The sequence below is a fragment of the Paenibacillus sp. CAA11 genome (genome assembly GCF_003060825.1).
In the GTDB taxonomy this organism is placed as follows: Bacteria; Bacillota; Bacilli; order Paenibacillales; family Paenibacillaceae; genus Fontibacillus.
This window is the reverse complement of record NZ_CP028922.1, coordinates 2,118,239-2,136,625: the sequence shown is the minus strand read 5'-3', so window position 1 is coordinate 2,136,625 and position 18,387 is coordinate 2,118,239. Positions and strand designations below refer to the sequence as shown.

The 18,387-nt window shown below is 45.3% G+C and carries 15 protein-coding genes; 2 read left to right on the top strand and 13 right to left on the bottom strand.

Annotated features, from left to right (window positions below; translation table 11 throughout):
* Positions 1–7: 7 nt before the first annotated feature.
* The 3 genes from DCC85_RS10040 to map form a co-directional block, all read right to left on the bottom strand.
* Positions 8–979: an SIS domain-containing protein gene (locus DCC85_RS10040; RefSeq protein WP_199909993.1), complete on the bottom strand. Its 972-nt coding sequence runs from the start codon at positions 977–979 to the stop codon at positions 8–10.
* A 170-nt stretch (positions 980–1,149) separates the two neighbouring features.
* Complete coding sequence (locus DCC85_RS10035; RefSeq protein ID WP_108465466.1) at positions 1,150–2,115, bottom strand: DUF5643 domain-containing protein; 966 nt, start codon at positions 2,113–2,115, stop codon at positions 1,150–1,152.
* Between the two features lie 170 nt (positions 2,116–2,285).
* Entirely contained in the window at positions 2,286–3,044 is a 759-nt protein-coding gene (map, locus tag DCC85_RS10030) for a type I methionyl aminopeptidase (protein WP_108465465.1), read from the bottom strand.
* Positions 3,045–3,212: 168 nt separating this feature from the next.
* On the opposite strand from map, the gene DCC85_RS10025 reads away from it, so the two are divergent.
* On the top strand, positions 3,213–4,841 hold the full coding sequence (locus tag DCC85_RS10025) for a GGDEF domain-containing phosphodiesterase (RefSeq protein WP_234414407.1): 1,629 nt from the start codon (positions 3,213–3,215) through the stop codon (positions 4,839–4,841).
* 106 nt (positions 4,842–4,947) lie between these two features.
* On the opposite strand, the gene DCC85_RS10020 is transcribed toward DCC85_RS10025, so the two are convergent.
* From DCC85_RS10020 to DCC85_RS10005, 4 genes are all read right to left on the bottom strand, one after another.
* Positions 4,948–8,055 (bottom strand): PAS domain-containing hybrid sensor histidine kinase/response regulator, encoded by a 3,108-nt coding sequence (locus tag DCC85_RS10020; RefSeq protein WP_234414406.1) that lies wholly within the window; start codon positions 8,053–8,055, stop codon positions 4,948–4,950.
* A 154-nt stretch (positions 8,056–8,209) separates the two neighbouring features.
* A complete protein-coding gene (locus DCC85_RS10015) occupies positions 8,210–8,656 on the bottom strand; it encodes an Rrf2 family transcriptional regulator (protein ID WP_108465464.1) in 447 nt (148 codons plus the stop codon).
* 244 nt (positions 8,657–8,900) lie between these two features.
* Positions 8,901–10,034, bottom strand: a complete 1,134-nt coding sequence (locus DCC85_RS10010; RefSeq protein ID WP_108465463.1) for a bifunctional cystathionine gamma-lyase/homocysteine desulfhydrase — start codon at positions 10,032–10,034, stop codon at positions 8,901–8,903.
* Between the two features lie 2 nt (positions 10,035–10,036).
* Positions 10,037–10,960: a PLP-dependent cysteine synthase family protein gene (locus DCC85_RS10005; RefSeq protein ID WP_108465462.1), complete on the bottom strand. Its 924-nt coding sequence runs from the start codon at positions 10,958–10,960 to the stop codon at positions 10,037–10,039.
* A gap of 268 nt (positions 10,961–11,228) precedes the next feature.
* Here DCC85_RS10005 and DCC85_RS10000 point away from each other — a divergent pair, with 268 nt between their 5' ends.
* On the top strand, positions 11,229–11,657 hold the full coding sequence (locus DCC85_RS10000; protein ID WP_108465461.1) for an SRPBCC family protein: 429 nt from the start codon (positions 11,229–11,231) through the stop codon (positions 11,655–11,657).
* A 62-nt stretch (positions 11,658–11,719) separates the two neighbouring features.
* On the opposite strand, the gene DCC85_RS09995 is transcribed toward DCC85_RS10000, so the two are convergent.
* From DCC85_RS09995 to DCC85_RS09970, 6 genes are all read right to left on the bottom strand, one after another.
* Complete coding sequence (locus DCC85_RS09995) at positions 11,720–12,310, bottom strand: AAA family ATPase (RefSeq protein WP_108465460.1); 591 nt, start codon at positions 12,308–12,310, stop codon at positions 11,720–11,722.
* A 47-nt stretch (positions 12,311–12,357) separates the two neighbouring features.
* Positions 12,358–14,328 carry an FAD-dependent oxidoreductase gene (locus DCC85_RS09990; protein ID WP_108465459.1) on the bottom strand — a complete coding sequence of 657 codons (1,971 nt, stop codon included), beginning with the start codon at positions 14,326–14,328 and terminating at the stop codon, positions 12,358–12,360.
* Between the two features lie 229 nt (positions 14,329–14,557).
* On the bottom strand, positions 14,558–16,516 hold the full coding sequence (locus tag DCC85_RS09985; protein WP_108465458.1) for an FAD-dependent oxidoreductase: 1,959 nt from the start codon (positions 16,514–16,516) through the stop codon (positions 14,558–14,560).
* Positions 16,517–16,802: 286 nt separating this feature from the next.
* Entirely contained in the window at positions 16,803–17,273 is a 471-nt protein-coding gene (locus DCC85_RS09980; RefSeq protein WP_108465457.1) for a GNAT family N-acetyltransferase, read from the bottom strand.
* A 72-nt stretch (positions 17,274–17,345) separates the two neighbouring features.
* A complete protein-coding gene (locus tag DCC85_RS09975; protein ID WP_108465456.1) occupies positions 17,346–17,885 on the bottom strand; it encodes an NUDIX hydrolase in 540 nt (179 codons plus the stop codon).
* A gap of 23 nt (positions 17,886–17,908) precedes the next feature.
* Positions 17,909–18,352 carry an acetyltransferase gene (locus DCC85_RS09970; RefSeq protein WP_108465455.1) on the bottom strand — a complete coding sequence of 148 codons (444 nt, stop codon included), beginning with the start codon at positions 18,350–18,352 and terminating at the stop codon, positions 17,909–17,911.
* Between the last annotated feature and the right edge of the window lie 35 nt (positions 18,353–18,387).

The following is an 18,387-nucleotide window of genomic DNA, read 5'->3' as shown; positions in this document are numbered from 1 at the left end:
CTCAAGTTTAGTAGGCGACTTTGCCCATATAGCGGCGTGTCTCCAAAGGATGGTTGCGGACTTCAGCAAGAGCCTCACGATACACACACAGAATACTATAGAAGAGCACCGGATTAAAGAACTCAACGACTTCATCTGCGATGGTATTAAGTCCCAACTCCTTCGCATCGACAATCTCAACCTTAGCTGCGTACTGGTTCAGGAAGGTACGAGCGCGTTCATCCAGCTTACGGGTACGTCCTTCATTCATAACGAGGATAAATGGTGTCTCTTTGTCGGTAACCTCAAATGGCCCGTGGAAGTATTCACCGGAGTGAATAGGAGCCGCATTCAGCCACTGCATTTCCATTAGGGAGCAAATAGCAAACCCGTAAGCATGTCCATAGGAAGCGCCGCTGGTCAGAATGTAGAAGAGGTCCTCATCTTTATATTTGTCTGCAAAAGCCTTGGCACGTTCTGCAACCAATGCTCTGCCGCTTGAAATAATGCCGTTGATTTTGTTGATGCCCTGCTGAAAGGCTTCATAGTGCTCATAACCCTCAGTTACCCTAAGGATCTCAACTGTCAGCTCCATAATAATCGCCATAGGATTGTTCTTGACATCACTGTCTTCGCCCCATTCATACAGAAAAGAATGATCCGAATACTGAAGAAGATCCGCTTGCTGATTATGAGTCAATCCAATGGTTTGCGCCCCGTGCTCCTTAGCTGTCTTAGCAGCGGCAACGGATTCCGGGGTGTTTCCGCCATGCGAGCAGACGATAACGACCGAATTAGTGTTCAGGCGTTTAGGTGTTGCGTGTACAAATTCATTAGCCGTATACATACCGGCTGCGATCTTCTTAGCTTCACTATCCAAAAAATATTTCGAAGGATACATATCCACCAAAGAGCCGCCACAAGCTACCAAATAAACCTCTGTAATCCCCTGTTCAGTTAGTCCTGCAATACTCTTAATTGTTTCGGTAACACTCTTCATGTTCATCTCTCCTTATATGACGTTATATAACGTATTGTTGACATCTTTAATATAAACGCTTTCATTTACAGAGTCAAGTCATTTTTTTTGCAAAAATCTACAAAAAAACTAGCCCTGCATCTTTAACGCCTGCGGGGCTAGTTCTAACTTTATCTTATTCAAGCTGCAAATTACTTTACTTGTAATGTCATCTCTAGTTCTTTAACATAATGCTTGATTAGGTCGCCATTGCTATCTACCTTAAATGCTCCAGAAGTAGCATTCGGTTTCTCAAACTCTGGGGTGAAAGGCTTGATCGTGATCGATTTAGTTTCCTTGCTAAGGCCTCCAAGAATATAATCGAAATAATAATCGCCTTGACTATTGTTCTCGTCTGTTCCTCTTCCTCCCAAACGTTCTATCTTGTTGCCTTGATCATCTACGAAATCAAAGAGGATGTTCCGATTCTGTTCCCAACCTTTAATAACAAACTGCAATCTGGATGATGTGGACACAAGGTTCGCTTTTTTTAGGGTCATGCTGAAATTGCCGGATGTGCGAGTTAGGTTTGGCTGCAGAACCGTTGCTTTTTCGGTTGTTTTTTCAACCGGGATGTTCATGGTGTAAGGTTTCTCAATACCTTCGAGATGGATGCTAACAGTCGCTTGGAATTTATCCGGGAATGCCGCAAGATTCCCTCCAAGCTGCGAAGCATCACTCAATTGAATATAGCAGCTGTTATCGTTAGAACCAGGAGCCATCCCTAAACTTGGTCTGCTGGATATAGACTTTCCGCTGAATTGCTCAATCGGCTTACCATTGATGAGAACATCAATTTCGGATATGGCACCCTTATTCATCACATAATAGCCGGTCTTCTCATCCAGCTTCCCGCTGTTCAAACCTCCCTCAAAACCACTGCCGCTACGGTCAAGCTTCATGCTGAGAAGATTGCCATCGTAGATCACATTCGATATTTCCAGTGTAATCCCATTTTGGGTAACACGGGCTGCCTCTGGAGCAGATTTCACAGCACTTTGTGACACCTCTGTTTTGGAAGTTGCTTGGTTAGCCGCTTGCACATTACTCCAAGCCACACCACCCACAATCATACCCGCCAAAGCTACGGAACTCATTACTTTATATACTGTTTTCATTTTAATTCCTCCTAATTATTGTTTTTCTAATCCAAAAACATCTACTTCTTCTCTTTTGAGGGCCCTCTATAAGATTAGATGGGCCAGTACCTCAAAATGTTATATGAAGCGCAAAAAAGCTCCAGCCACCAAGGCCGAAGCTTCTTTAATTACAATATGCCGCTCTCTTGTTATTGTTGTTCGTAAGCAGTCAGTATAATAGGGTCTTCCTTAGTGATGATAATCGAATGCTCGAATTGGGCAGCAAAGCAATGCTCTGGGATGGTTAATGTCCAGCCATCCAGCTCCTCTACCACATACTCGGCGCCGCCAATAGCTAAGAAGGGCTCAATCGTAATAACTTGGCCTTCCTTCAGTACCCGGGTATCCCCTTTCTCATACGTTGGCAGTATTTGTTTAGGGGATTCATGGATGGCCCGGCCAACACCGTGGCTGCATAAATTCTCGATGACGGTATATCCTCCCCGTTTTGCCTCCGCTTCTATGATTCTGCCGACCTCATTTAGCCTTACGCCAGCTCTCAAAGACGAGATAACCTTCATCATCGTTTGATGTGTAAAATCGCATAAATCCGTAATTTTGGAGTCTGCTGGCGGCAGCTGAAAAGAATACCCTGAATCTGCGACATATCCGTTCTTCTCCGCAGTCACATCAATATTCACCAAATCTCCTGGCTTAAGCACCCGGTTGCCGGGAATGCCATGTGCTACCTCTTGATTGACACTGATGCAGGCATGCCCAGGAAAGTTATAATGCCGCATAGGCGCTGAAAAAGCACCATGCTCAGCAAGGATCTTTCCGCCGATCTCATCAAGCTCTTTCGTGGTCATCCCCGGCTTCGTCAGTTCCTTCATTAGGTGAATCGTTTTGGCAACGATACTGCCAATTTCCTTAAGTCCCCGTACATCCTCTTCAGATTTAACAATCATACTGCTTTCGTGCCCCTTTCACAATATCTCTAATGTTATTGTACTTTGTTTCCAAGGCCTTGTATATCAAACTCCTGGGGCGCTATGCAAAACCTCTTGGCGGACAGCCAATTTCCGGCTATTATAAGAATACTAACCAGAAGATAGCACTCAAGGAGTACACCCCGGATGAAACCTAAAATTAACGATATGTGCTGCTCGCTGCTGCCCAGTATTTTGGATGCTGCAGAAGATTTAATCTATATTATGGCCGTAGAGCACGATCAGTTCAAATATGCCTACCTTAACCAAGCAGCCCAGAAGGCAAGCGGCATTACCTCACAAGATTATGGCAGAACCTTTTATGAAGTTTATACAGCCAAAGAACAGTTATCCATGGCTTATTATCTCCAGAATAAGTACCAGAAAGTCCGCTCAGCAAGAAGAAGCTTCCGATTTGAGGATGGCTTCCTGCTGCCCAATGGGCTATTAAGTGGTGAGAGTATTATGTCCCCAATATTTGATAAGAACCGTGAAGTTTCTTATATCCTGTGTATTACAAGGGACTCTACTGCGCGTAAGGAATATGAAGACAAGCTGCGCTACTATGCCTATCATGATGAGCTGACTAATCTACTGAATCGCAGATTTCTATATGAGTTCGCCACAACGCCTTGGGCGATATGGCTTATTGATCTAGATAATTTCAAGAATATTAACGATACGCTAGGACATGATGTAGGAGACATTCTACTAATAACCGTAGCGGAACGGCTCAAGCAATCGCTTGAGACCAGCTTTATCCCCATCCGTCTAGGAGGAGATGAGTTTCTGATCGCTGTTGATCATGTGGTCGCTGAGCCGGATAAAATATCTGGGACCATTCTGGATGCATTTACTCCTCCTTTTCCTTTGAGTGGAAGGTTTATGCATATTACCACGACGGTAGGGGTATCCATCGGTCAAGGTGATCTTGAGATATCCACCCTGCTCCGTCAAGCTGACATTGCATTGTATCATGCCAAATCCTTAGGCAAAAACCAATTTCATACGTATAACGAGCAACATAGCTATGAACAAGTCATCAAATATGATTATGAGATCGCCTTGTCCAATTGTCTGGCTAACCAAGAATTAGAGCTGTTGTACCAGCCCATTTATGATACCAAACGCAAACAAATTGTTTCCGTAGAAGCTCTATTGCGATGGAATAAGGACCACTTGAAAGTGATCCCCCCTGATCTGTTCATTCCAGTTGCCGAAGAGAGCGGCTGGATTCATCCTATTGGAGATTGGGTGATCCGCCAGGCTTGCCGTGACTATCCTGCCATAGCTGACAAATATGGCACCGGAGTGAAGATCGCAGTGAACATCTCACGTGTCCAACTGAATGATCCCAGCTTCTCGGACCGGCTTCTGGGGATCCTTTCAGAACAGAATACTCCCCCATCTCGTTTGGATCTTGAGATTACTGAATCTGTAGTTATGCATAATATAGAGAAGGTATGCCAAATTCTCCACCACCTGCGCAAACAAGGATTTACTGTGAGTCTAGATGACTTTGGAACCGGCTACTCCTCGCTGAGTATGCTGACCCAGCTGCCTATTGATAAGGTAAAGATGGATCGTTCTTTTATCACTCAGATGAATCCGCCAGTTATCGCCTCATTACTGAATATGGCTGCCGCCCTTCATTTAGGGGTTATCGCGGAAGGCGTTGAGGATGAAGAACAGCTAAATTTCTTAACCAAGATGAACTGTCCGGAAATTCAGGGATACCTGATTTGCAAGCCTGTGCCTCTGACAGAGCTTCCATAGACCGCTTAATTGCTGTCATCTTAAACCACAAAGAGAACCGTACTCTGCAGCCTTAGCTGGCCCGAGAACAGTTCTCTTTATAGTTATTGTTCCAAGGAATTAGACATCACTTTAATTGAGTCATAGTAACATCTTCAAGGTTCCTCCGAATTTCAGACAACATAACTGGCTTCTCTATGACACCATATATTCCAGCTAATTCTGCCTGCTTCTTGGTCTCCTCTCTTACATAGGCTGATACAGCAATGACCCTAGGTCTACGTTCTGCTGGAAGCATTTGATTAATTAAACGCGCCGTAGTCATGCCATCCATAATTGGCATTTGCAAATCCATAAATACGATGTCATAGGACTGCCGCATTAACGCCTCAAATACCTCGATTCCATTCACAGCTGTATCGGCCTGGCATCCGAGTTTAGCAAGCTGTTCCTGGAACAATCTGCGGTTCACAGGGTGATCATCAGCAACAAGAATGTGAAGTGAGGATAGGTATCTCCCTAGATTAACATTCACGGTCTGGAGCTCCCCACCCTGAACATTCTCCTCTGCTTCCACCTTGCTGCTGCAAAGCACGGTAAAGCGGAAGGTGGACCCCTCCCCTTCCATACTTTCTACAACGATTGTTCCCCCCATCATTTCAACCATTTTCCTGCAGATGGAGAGACCGAGGCCTGTCCCGCCATATTTCCGATTCAGTGTGGGATGCAGCTGGGAGAAAGACCTGAACAGGAGGCCTTGCTTCTCTTCAGGAATGCCAACTCCTGTATCGATTACAGAAATCTCAAGCAGTATACCTGTCTTGGAAGCTGTCGGTCTGGCGCCTACCCGGATCTCTACACTTCCCAGCTCTGTGAACTTAATGGCATTGCCGATTAAATTACTAAGAATCTGTCTAAGCCTTACTGGGTCTGTAACCACTTCCTCGGGAACATCAGGATCGATATGGAAGCTAATCTCCAGCCCTTTCTCAACAGCCTTCGGAGAGAATAGCTCCACCGTGCTTTCCACCATTGACCATAGATGAAATGCCTCCGGCTCCAAAGAAAGTCTGCCTGCTTCAACTTTGCTGTAATCCAGAACATCATTCAGAATACGCAGTAGGGAATCACTGCTTTCCTTAATGATCTTAGCAAATTCCCGCTGGCTCTCATTTAACTCCGAATCCAGCAACAGATCCGTCATGCCGATTACCCCATTCAGCGGAGTGCGGATCTCATGGCTCATCATGGCTAGGAAATCTGACTTCGCTGAAGCAGCCTGCTCGGCAAGCTCCTTCTGCTTAATAATCTCACGTTCATTGGTAATATCCCGGAATACAACAACAACACCGCGAATTTCGCCTTGATCGATAATTGGACTAACGTTGTATTCTACCAGAAAGCTGGAGCCATCCTTCCGCCAAAATATTTCATCCTGAACAGAGCGGGATACCCCATCTTGAATCGAGCGGCAAATTGGACAATCCTCAATAGGATACATTTGCCCATCAACTCTTGAATGATGAATAACATAGTGATTAAGCTGTCCTATAAACTCCTCATGATTATAGCCCAGCATGCGGAGAGCGGCGGAATTCGTAAACATCGTCCTGCCTTCATTATCCAGCCCGAAAATCCCCTCAGATACAGATTGGAGGATCAGCGCATGCTCATAGCTTAGCTTCTCAATTTGTCTTAAATAACGCTTCCGCTCGGTGATATCATTTGCGATGCCATAGACTCCCACCACCTGCCGGTCTACAACAATCGGAACATTCGTTACACTGATTTCCAGTGCTCGTCCTTCCTTATGCAGAATCGTAGTCTCATAATGCTGAGGGATTCCCTGCTTCGCTTTCTCAAAATGTTTAGTCGTGAGCTCCAAGAAATCCTGCTGAATGATAGACTTGAATGACGTACCTATCAATTCGCTAGCCGGATATCCAAGCATCTTGGCCAGGTTCTCATTACAGGACACGTAATTTCCATTCATATCAAAGGAATACACGCTGGCTGGGTTGTTATCAAACAGTGATTTATAGCGCTGCTCACTCTCCTGCAACATACGCTCGGCCGCTTTACGATCGGTAATATCGCGCGATACGGCAATAATTTCCTCAACTTCCCCCGTCATTTCATTGTAGGTATAGCGTCCCGTACTCTCAAACCAGACATAATGCCCGTCCTTAGCTCGAATGCGGTATGCTACCGTATATACGCCCTCCACCTCCAATATATCCTGAAGGTATCCTGTAACCAGCTTGGCATCCTCTGGATGAAAAAAGTCATAAGCGCTCTTCCCGATCATTTCCTCTGGCATATAGCCGAGAATAGACTGGCACACAGGTGAGGCATATAAGTATAAAGCCTGCTCATCGGCCGTATGTCTGGAGATGAAATCAAGCGAATGATCGGAGATCATTCTAAATTCCTTCTCGCTCTGGCGCAGCAAATTCTCTATCTTCTTCCGTACAGTAATATCCTGAACGGTGCCGAACAGCCGCTGCTCCTTTTCTTCAAGATCATGATAAAGTCTGCCTTCAGAGAATAGCACTTTGGTCTCTCCAGTATTCTCGTCTTTCACCCGGTATTCAATCTGATAGGCTCTTCCTTGCAGAACCCGGTGAACAGCCTGCTCTACTCTAACCCGATCCTCAGGAATCACACGAGCAAGAACGGCATCAAAGGTGCAGCTTTGATTCGTAGGGGTCATCCCAAGGATTTTATAAAATTCCTCGGAGCAAGTCAGCTGTCTGCGCTTGAGATCCCAGCTCCAGGTTGCGATTTGCACGAATTCCTGCATTAGAGTATGGGTATGTTGGAGCTCATGAAGCTCATTCTTTAGTTGCTGCTGCTGTGTAAGGTCTTGGGCGACAATGTAGATGGAAGAAATACTTCTGCCGATCTTCATCGGAATATAAGCAAGCTCCAGCACCAGAATCCCGCTTTGTGCATGAAGCAGCTGAACCAGGCCGCGACCAGGAACCCCTAGACCTGCCTGATGCAGCAATTGCATATGCTGTTCAACATCGGCCTCCTGCAGCCAGTCCGTCCAGCAGTGCGCCTGAAGCTGCTCTAACTGGTATCCCGTTAACTGGCGGGCAGCCGGGTTCAGGTCTCGAATATTCCCACAGGGATCCACGATCCACATCGCATTCGGATGATGTTCAAAAAGGGAATCATGAACACCGCTCTTAGATGAGAAATACTCTTGCTGATTAGGGTATTGATCCAATTCCTTCCCTCTCCTTATGCTCTCATGCATCTTATTTGTACAGATAATCATAAAGGCACTGCATCAAAAAAACTAGATCTATTCTGCTGGAATCTGTTCAAAAAGAGCAGCCCCTGTCATTAGGAGCTGCTCTTATAATAGGTTTACTATTAGATTAAAGACAATCCATTTTCTCTTGCCCTGGTTCTTCAGCCATATTCTCAACCAAATCTGCCAGGACGATCTGCTCAAGCTTATTCTCCATAGCCTGCTGCGCAGCTGAGAAGGCAGGCTCCAGGGAGCTTTGAATATTCCTTCCTACAGGGCAAGCAGGATTAGGCTTGTCGTGCATAGCGAATAACCCATTCTCCTCTACCGCCTGAACTGCTTTATAGACGTCAAGAAGTGTAATATCCTTAAGGCTTTTGGCTAATTTAGCACCTGCAATACCCGGTCGCACATCTACCAGACCCGCCTTGTTGAGCATGCCTGTGATGCGCCGAATAACAACCGGATTAGTATTCACACTGCTGGCTAGATATTCAGAAGTATTGGTTCCGGATTTATTCACTTCGAGCAGTGACAGAATATGAACCGCGACGGATACACGCGTACTAATCATGCATTAGTCATCTCCTAAGCAGAAATACAGCTAAGGCTATATTGATTGAACTAAAGTTTTACGTTAAATTCCTGTTATAACGGCGCAATAAGGCCTATGACATTCATTTCTTTAGTTCATTCTATATAGCTGCAATAAAGACTGTTCATTATTATATCACAACTTTGCTACAGGATTTAGATCATTTCCATAAATAAAAACAGCAGCCTGCGGTATGGTACCGCAGACTGCTGTAGCTATAGTTCTATTTCAAAGCCTCTGTCAGGTCAGCAATCAGATCCTCCACATCCTCAATCCCAACCGAAATCCGCATGAGGCCAGGTGTAATCCCTAGCTCAGCGCGCCGCTCTTCTGGAATGGATGCATGTGTCATTCTTGCCGGAACAGAGATCAAGCTCTCCACAGCGCCGAGGCTCTCGGCAAGCGTGAAGTAGTGCACCCTTCTCAGCACTTCATCTGCCTTCTCTGCACTGCCGACATCGAAGGAGATCATCCCTCCAAACCCGCCGGACTGACGTTTTGCCAGCTCATGCTGGGCATGGCTCTTCAAACCGGGATAGTAAACTTTACTCACCGCAGGATGATTCTCAAGGAATGCAGCAATCTGAGCGGCATTCTTCTCATGAGCTTCCATACGAAGGCCAAGTGTTTTTATTCCCCTGATGAGTAGCCAAGAATCTTGAGGCCCAAGTACAGCACCCGTGGAATTTTGCACAAAATGCAGATCCTCTGCCAGTGTTTCTGAATTCACAACAACTAGACCTGCAACGACATCACTGTGACCGCCAATATATTTGGTAGCAGAGTGAAGAACGATATCCGCTCCCAGTGCCAGCGGGGTCTGCCAATAAGGCGTGCTGAAGGTGTTATCTACGATCATGAGAAGATTATGCTCTGTGGCCAAGGCAGCCGCCGCCTTAAGATCTGTAACCTTGAGCAGCGGATTGGTTGGAGTCTCAATATACAGCGCTTTGGTATTGGGCTGAATTGCCTTCTTTACCGCTTCCAGATCTGTCGTATCTACAAAAGTGGCACTAATGCCCATGCGGTTCAACACCTTGCTGACAATACGATAAGTACCGCCATACACATCATCGGTTAAGAGTACATGGTCACCGGAGTTAAACAGCGTGAACACACCATTTATGGCAGCCATACCAGAAGCAAAGGCAAATCCGCGCACTCCCTCTTCCAGATCCTTGATCAATTCTTCGAGAGCGAACCTTGTTGGATTTCCGGTACGGGAATATTCATAGCCTTTATGAACGCCGACTTCTTCCTGTTTATAAGTGCTAACCTGATAAATAGGTACACTGACGGCACCCGTATGCGGATCACCTTGAATGCCACCATGAATCAACTTCGTTTTGCGCTTCACGATTAAATGCCCCCTTCGTAAATCTTCTTGCTTAAATACCGTTCACTGCTGTCCGGGAATATGGTTACAATGAACGCCCCATCCGGTGCCTTCTCGGCTTCAAGTAAAGCCGCATGCAGCGCGGAACCCGAAGAACTCCCGACCAGTAAGCCCTCTCTGGCTGCAAGCTCCTTTACACGGTCAAAAGCGTCCTGATCACGGATCGTATGAATCGCATCGAAATAAGACGTATCCATAAATTCTGGGATCATCTCCATCCCGATTCCTTCCGTCTTATGAGGGCCGGACGGACCACCGTTAAGAATAGAACCTTCGGGTTCTACAATCACGGTCTTCACCTTAGCGTTCTGCTCTTTCAAATAACGCGCAGTTCCCATAAAGGTACCGCCAGAGCCGGCTCCTGCCACAAATACATCTACTTTCCCATCAAGATCATTCCAAATCTCCGGCCCCATGGTCTTATAATATGCCAGCGGGTTACTCGGATTCGAGAATTGGCCAGGACGGTAAGAGCCTTCAATTTCTGCAGCAAGCTCTATGCTCTTCTCAATGGCTCCCTTCATTCCTAACTCAGTCGGGGTGTGTACAATTTTTGCACCAAGGGCCTTCATCAGCTCCTGCTTCTCCTGGCTGAATTTCTCAGGGACTGCAAAAATAACCGATATGCCATGGTGTAGTGCCGCCATAGCCAGCCCAATTCCTGCATTGCCTGCAGTCGCTTCAATCAGGGTGCCGTCAGGCTTGATCTTACCTGTCTCCAGAGCATCTTCAAGCAACACCTTCCCGACCCGGTCTTTAACGCTGCCGCCCGGGTTCATAAATTCCAGCTTAGCAAACAGCCGGATACCTCGCGGTAAATGATAACTGTTAATTTCAATAAGCGGGGTATTTCCTATTAACTCAGAAGTATTGCGGTAAACGTTCATGATCCGGCTCCTTTGCATGGTTAACAATCATCTCTAGCTTTGCTTGGATGAGTAATAATTATGTGAATAGCAATACAGAAATCTCGTTATTAACCAGGGGTTAATTATGATAAAAAGAAAAGCTCATATTTAATCACTGAGCATACACATTGGATTTATAGATTTTCCTTGTTAATTTTATCGAAATAAGAAAACAATGTCAATCTTAAGGTATACTAGAGAGGAACGACCCTTCCCTTTTGGGAAGGTACATCATGGAGGTGCACTAATGACAGATAGCAGTAAGCTTTCCCCTCTTCCCGAAATCCGTTTTCGTACTACCATAGCCAGCTCAAAAGAGAACGTTTGGCAAGCGGTGGCTACGGCTGAAGGACTAGGAGCCTGGTTCATGCCAAACGACCTTGAGCCTATAGAAGGGTACCGGTTTCATCTCAATGCCGCAGCATTCGGCAAGTCTCCCTGTGAAGTAACCGAGGTCGAGTCAGAGCGCCGCTTTGCCTTCCGCTGGGGGAAAGACTGGACCCTGGCATTTGAGATCGAAGAAGCCGAAGGTGGCACAGAAGTAACATTGATTCATTCCGGCTGGGACAGTTCCAAATCCACGGAGTTCGGTGCACCGCACACACAGGTACGGGAGACTATGGAACAAGGCTGGTCCAAATTGATTCTTGCGCTTAAGTCCTATGTAGAAAAATAGAAAAATAAAAACTGTTCTAACTTAAGACCGTCAGCCTGACTCAGGCTGACGGTCTAGTTATTTTAGCGAAGGTTGATATGCTTGAGCTTGGTAAGCAGTCGGTCGTATGTCTTCCGCATTCTCCCCCTAGAGTCCTCTGCCAGCGAAACTCCGCTCATCCCGGCAATCTGCTTAACCACTTCGTCAATAGACAGGTTATCTGTATCCAGAAGAACTTCGAACCGTTCATCCTTGAACCCTTCCAGACAACGGTCAATTTGACTTGCTGCCCAGGAGTTCCTTCCTTCACCACGCGATCGCAATCGCTTGAGCAGCGTTTCCCTGGAAGCAAACAGTACGAAGTGATGAATTTCGATCCCATCTCCCCTCAATTTCCCCACAATCTCCTCGAAATACTTAGGGTTGGTAATAGTCATCGGGATGATAAGCTGCCCCTTATAAGCGGAATCAATATATCGAAGCATGGAATAATTCATTTCCCGCCACATTGGATAGTCCTGAAAATCATCTATTTTAGTTGTTTCAGGAACATTACGGCGAATAAAATATCCTATCTGTTCAGGATCATATACATAAGAGCCGGGAAGTCTGCGATGCAGCTCATATGCAGCCGTTGTCTTGCCAGATCCGAAGGCGCCATTAATCCAAATCATAATCCACCTCTAGCCTTTACTACACCTATGAGTCAATTCCAAGTATCTTAAAATTTGATGCCCATTTCCTGAAGCTCAACGCCAGCCTGCTTGTTTAGTGCATCTTTTAAAATAAGGTAGCTCTCTCCATTCGTTAATTTCTTACTATCAGAGATGGCAGTGACGGTTGAGTTGCTTAGGAATCCTTTTGCCAGAAGCTCATGCATTGCCTCTTCTCGCTCGATCTTAAGCCCAGAGACTAATGCTACTGTATAGCAAGCATCATCAAGAGTCAGTGCTTTCTTCCCTTCTGTTCTCGCCAGCTGGCTAAGCTGTTGAAGATCTCCGGGGAATGCCTTTGGATATTTACGTGCCGCCAGCTTCATGATCTGAACCATTCGCTCTAGAGTACTCGGATCATCCAATTGAAAGTGGAGATTGTGATAGCCCCCGTTCGCGCCGCCAATATATACTGCAGCTTTTAAACCAGCATAGTCCTTATGCTTCATATATGGCTCTAACGGCAGGGAATAAGGCTCAAGCTCCATTCCACCCTTATTTAATCGGTCCTGAAGCTCCGCAATAAGTGGGCGAGAGCCTGCTAGCTCGCGGTAGGTGATTCCTTTCTCCTTAATCAACTTAGCTGCAGCCCCTGCTGCTTCACCCTCCGCCATCCCAACAGGGATGACACGGGCACTTCCATGCGCAAGAGAATCATAGCTCGCCGAACGGCCAACGACCAAGATCCCATCAACATCCCGAGGAACCAGACTTCGAAACGGAACAGCATATTTGACAGGCTGCAGGACAATCGCACCATGATCATTAGGTGTGCTTCTCTGAATATCAACAGGGTAGGAACCGAACGCAATACGATCCCACTGATCCCGGTTCTCCAGCAGATCAATAATATTCAGTCTATAAAGACCGATCATATGACGGGTTTCTCTGATATAGAGCTCAGGTGCTACTGCATCAAACTGCACAGATTTAAGCTCAGGAATCTTCTTATTTAAATAGCTCACAATATGCGGAGCCTCTTGGCGCGCTAAATTTAGGGCTTCTTCTTTAGATTCCTTGCTTAAGCCATCCACACCAAAAACGTACATTGCATTGATTAGTGCGGTATCGTTCCCCTGTCTCCCAAGGTTTAACCCGCGTACAGCCGTCCGCTCCTTGTTCACAGGCTGATAACCCTTCATCTCCTTGTTATAACCCCATACGGTACTTTGATTCATCCCCATTTCGGCCGAATTATCCGAGGATAGCATCCGCTGCTTCATGGCCTTCCAAACCGATGCATCGAAATTCTTGATACGGAACACAGCGGTAACCGCCATCTTCGTGTTCTTGTCGCCCAAGTCTTCCCGGCCAACTGTAAACTTCACTCCGGCGGCAGCTGCGATATCAGCATCCTGTGTGGCATCAATTAATGAGCTGGCTGTAATCTTTTCAGTAGATCCATCAGCCAAAGTTGCTGTAATCCCTGTGACACGGGGAGAGCCATCAATCTTTTGGACAATAGGCTCAATAGCTTTGGCAGACATATACAAATCAAGATTCTGCTCATGCTTGACCATTTCATTAAAAGCGTTAGCTGCGTTATTTATATTAAACGAATGGCCTCCCACTCGTTCGTACCATTCCTTGAATATTCCTTTATTTAAATAATCGGGATGTGGTTTTTTCTTAGAATCCGAAGATTTCCCCGTAGAGTCCCAATTCATGTCAATGCTGTTCAACCAGCCAAGTGTCATCAATCCACCAAGAATCGGTCTCTGCTTATCCTCAATTAGAAGAGTATGGAGACCTTGTCTGGAAGCCGATATAGCTGCTGCAATGCCTTCTGGATCAGTCCCTACGACAATAACATCATATTGATCCTTAACAGACTTGGCAGTGCTGACTTTCTCAAGCTCTTCCATTGCCGGCTGCGAGTAGTTCCGATGATGCTTCCACTCTTTGTATCCGTAATACCCTCCGCATAATCCCACAATCAATAATACTGACATAACAAGCTTGTGCCATCTTTTTAACATACTACACCTCTTCAACGTTCTACTTAATCGTCCTATAGAAACCTATAGCTGATTCTCTAATAATGCAATAATCACTAACCTTAACTAACGAATATCGTAAGGGAAAAGTTGCTAGCCGGAAAGTTAATATTTTGTAATGATAAATTGTGAGTATGGCCGATATATAAAAAACTGGCAGGATAAACCATACCAGTTTTTATATGAGAAATATCAAATTTAAGTCATAGTTTTAAAAATCTATTCCCTTTTCCGATATCTCTTGGTTAAGGTTTGTCTTTAGAACGTCTTTAAGAATCATATAAGTATCTCCATCCGTCAATTGACTTGAATTTTGGATCAAATCTAATGTCTGACGAGAGAGCAAACCTTTGTCGACTAATGTCTGTGCAGGGTCTTGCGGATTCGCTTTGATTCCAGCTGCAGCTTCAATCATAGAGCAAGCTTGATTGAGTGTCAGCTTATCATCATCAGTTGGAACTATCGTTTTTAAATCAGCTGGGAAAGCAGCTGGGTATTTTCGCTGCGCAGCTTTAATTAAATTAAGCATCCGCTTTGGCATACTGGCCTTATCCAAATCAATTTGAACATTATGATAGCCGCCATTAACAGCACCAATATATACGGCCACCTTAAGACCCTCATAAGCTTTGTGTCCAGCGAATTTCTCCGGCCGGACCTTATAAGGCTGAAGTTCCATTCCACCTGCATTCAACCTCCGCTGAAGCTCTTCAATGAGTGAGCGATCTGCAGCAAGCTCCCGGTAAGTTATTCCCTTCTCCTTAATCAGCTTCGCTGCAGCTCCAGCGGCTTCCCCCTCGGCCATTCCTACCGGTATGACTCGGGCACTGCCATGGGGCAGGGAATCATAGCTTGCCGAACGCCCGACGACAAGAATACCATCGACCTTTTTAGGAACCAAGCTTCTGAATGGAACTGCATATTTGAGAGGTTGAAGGACTACTGAACCATAATCACTCGGCGAGATTCTCTGAATATCTACCGGGTAGGAACCAAAGGCGATACGATCCCATTGATCCCGATTCTCCAATAGATCAATAATATTCAATCTATAAAGCCCTACCATATGACGAGTTTCGCGTACATAGAGTTCTGGAGCTACATCATCAAACTCGATATTTTTAAATTCAGGAACTACCTTTTTAAGATATGCCACAATATGTGGAGCTTCTTGGCGGGCGATTTCAATCGCCTCTTCCTTAGAAGATTTGCTTAGTCCATCAACATTAAAAACATACATAGCATTGATTAATGCTGTATCTCCATCCTGTATGCCAATGTTTAGCCCTCTTACCGCGGTTCGTTTATAATTTACCGGTTTATACTTCTGCATCTCTTCATTATATCCCCAAGCGGTCTGACCATTCATTCCGCCTGTAGCCGGATCCTCAGATGCATCCAGTCGTTCAAACATTTTTTTCAAAACGCCGGAATCCATATTTTTAATTCGGAACACAGAGGTCACTGCCATTCTGGAATGCTTATCTCCCAAATCCTCCCGGCCGACTGTAAACTCAACACCTGAGGCTGCAGCAATGTCAGCATCCTGCGTTGCATCAATGACTGAGCTAGCTTCAACCGTCTTTTCACTTCCATCCTTCAATCTAACCTTTAAGCCTGTGACCTTATCAGACGCGCCTTCTTTCTTGATGACAATAGGCTCTACAGAATCAGCAGTCATGAACAAGTCAATATTTGGCTCCTTTTCGACAAGCTCATAGAACGCATTGGCAGCGTTAGTCACATTAAACGAATGCCCGCCTACTCGTTCATACCATTCTTTAAATATTCCTTTGTTAAAATAATCATGCTCGTAGACACCATTTGCCTTCACTTTATCCTTGGTCTTATCCCAGTTCATATCAATACTGTTCAGCCAACCAAGTGTGACCAGTCCACCCAATAAATTTCTTGGCTTATTTTCAATCAATAAAGTTTGTAATCCGTTTCGGGATGCGGAGACCGCAGCTGCAATTCCCTCAGGATCAGTCCCTACTACAATGACATCATAATGATCCTTTAGTTGTTCAACGGGTTTAACTTCTTGTAGAGCTTCATGCTTGTTGGTTTTATTTTGCGAGTTCCATTCATGATGTAAGTAATAACCTGTTAAATATCCCCCGGCTAATAGTATCAATAGGAGAACTATTACCCATTTCCATTTTTTCAATTCTCTGCACCTCTCGATATGACTTAATATTCTAAAATTACCGCAATTGTCTTAACGAAATGATCATGTTCTTGTGAGAATTTTCTTAATGATTTCTTAAGATAATTTAAGAAGATCATAATAAAACCCCGAAAGCGTTAAACTTCGGGGTCACAGACTTGTCCAAAGAAAACTGATAACTACATGCACCTCTAATCAAATCTGATGGAATTGTTCTTCTTACAAATTCAGCAGCATGATCACTTCGGAGACGGCACACAGCTTGTCAGACAAGAGAACTCTACGTCTACTCTTCTTCAAGCTGCATCCGCAACCGTATCATATGCTTACAGGGAATGCCATCCTCTATAATCTCTTCTTCGTAATGATCCACAAAGAAATTTCGGATGACTGTATAAACTTCAAAGCCGCAGCGTTGGTATAATCTAAGCTGATTCAAGCTGGAATTTCCGGTTCCGATTTCAATACACTTCATGTTCCGCTGCTTGGCCATAAGAATAGCTTGCTTAACAAGCTGCTTCCCGTATCCCTGTCCCTGCCATTGTTCCCGGACAGCAACGTTAATAATTTCTAGGGTATGGTCTGCTCGCGGCAGCAGCACAAATTCTCCAATCAGCTCATTGTCTAGCTCAGCAATGATACATTGGCCTTCGTCCAAGTATTTTCTCACCAATTTTTCCGACGGATCTGCCAGAAGCAGCAGCTCCATAGGCGCTTCCTCTCCCGCAGCAAGTTCTCTATATGTAACTTCACGCATTGCCTGTTCCACTCCTCACTTAGATTACTTAATATATTGGATCTTCATCTTCAACCAGCTTAGTTAAAGGGCTTAAATTACACCTTGAGCAAACTCCTCAAAATAAGCATTTCTCAGCTCTTGATCCCACTCAAATTGCGGAGCAAGGAGCGATGGGGTACACTGTATGAGTTCATTTCCTTGATAAATGCAATAATGATTATAGCAGTGCTCATCATATAACAAGAACTTCAGCGTCTTCGGCAGATTAGCAGCTATACCGAGGTTCTCGGGATCCAGCACCCAAGTTACTTTTTTCCAGTCAAGAATGCCCTCCCGCGTCTTGATCGGGGCAGCATAATCGAAGTTCTCCGGCACCTCAGCTACATAGACATACATTCCGCCGATTCCCCCACTCCCATCATTCCAGGTGACAATTCCTTTAAAATGAAGATCGCATTCTATGATTCCCGTCTCCTCGGACATCTCTCGCACCATGGAGTCTCTTGGAGACTCCCGCGGTTCCAACTTCCCCCCGATCCCGTTCCAGCAGCCCATCCAGCTTGACTTCTCACGATTAAGGAGCAAGATCTCATCCGCGCGGCGGATCAGACAAAGATTGTATTTTAACATGGTGTCTACTCCTATCTTTGCTGTTATTCTTGTTGAAGCATCATATGTATCAGCGGATAAGGACGTCCGGATTCATCAAGAGCAGATCTGCCGATATCCACAAAGCCATATTTCTTATAAAATTGATGGGCCGGAGAATTTTGTTCGTTCACATCCACCTTCAGTCCCGCCCCACAGAGGCTATATGCATGATTCAACAAGTTCCTTCCAATTCCCTGTCCATGATACTTGGGGTCCACGAAGAGCATCTCCACTTTATCGTGGCTTAACCCTATAAAGCCTACAGGCTGTCCGAGTTCACCTTGGGCAACCCAAATATCGCAGGAAGTAAAGGCATATGCGCTAACGATTTGTTCATAATGATTAAAATCCTCTTTGCTTAAAAAATGATGGGTCTTCTGCACGGCTTCCCGCCAGATCTGAACCAGCTGCAAATGATCCTCCGGTTGATAAGGTCTAATCTGCATCTTATGCCCTCTCCCTGATTAAGTCATCCATTGAT

What these genes read in the sequence shown, in the direction of transcription:
- DCC85_RS10040 (WP_199909993.1), bottom strand. Translation starts at nt 979, where the DNA reads ATGAAGAGTGTTACCGAAACAATTAAGAGTATTGCAGGACTAACTGAA.
- DCC85_RS10035 (WP_108465466.1), bottom strand. Translation starts at nt 2,115, where the DNA reads ATGAAAACAGTATATAAAGTAATGAGTTCCGTAGCTTTGGCGGGTATG.
- map (WP_108465465.1), bottom strand. Translation starts at nt 3,044, where the DNA reads ATGATTGTTAAATCTGAAGAGGATGTACGGGGACTTAAGGAAATTGGC.
- DCC85_RS10025 (WP_234414407.1), top strand. Translation starts at nt 3,213, where the DNA reads ATGAAACCTAAAATTAACGATATGTGCTGCTCGCTGCTGCCCAGTATT.
- DCC85_RS10015 (WP_108465464.1), bottom strand. Translation starts at nt 8,656, where the DNA reads ATGATTAGTACGCGTGTATCCGTCGCGGTTCATATTCTGTCACTGCTC.
- DCC85_RS10005 (WP_108465462.1), bottom strand. Translation starts at nt 10,960, where the DNA reads ATGAACGTTTACCGCAATACTTCTGAGTTAATAGGAAATACCCCGCTT.
- DCC85_RS10000 (WP_108465461.1), top strand. Translation starts at nt 11,229, where the DNA reads ATGACAGATAGCAGTAAGCTTTCCCCTCTTCCCGAAATCCGTTTTCGT.
- DCC85_RS09995 (WP_108465460.1), bottom strand. Translation starts at nt 12,310, where the DNA reads ATGATTTGGATTAATGGCGCCTTCGGATCTGGCAAGACAACGGCTGCA.
- DCC85_RS09990 (WP_108465459.1), bottom strand. Translation starts at nt 14,328, where the DNA reads ATGTTAAAAAGATGGCACAAGCTTGTTATGTCAGTATTATTGATTGTG.
- DCC85_RS09980 (WP_108465457.1), bottom strand. Translation starts at nt 17,273, where the DNA reads ATGCGTGAAGTTACATATAGAGAACTTGCTGCGGGAGAGGAAGCGCCT.
- DCC85_RS09975 (WP_108465456.1), bottom strand. Translation starts at nt 17,885, where the DNA reads ATGTTAAAATACAATCTTTGTCTGATCCGCCGCGCGGATGAGATCTTG.
- DCC85_RS09970 (WP_108465455.1), bottom strand. Translation starts at nt 18,352, where the DNA reads ATGCAGATTAGACCTTATCAACCGGAGGATCATTTGCAGCTGGTTCAG.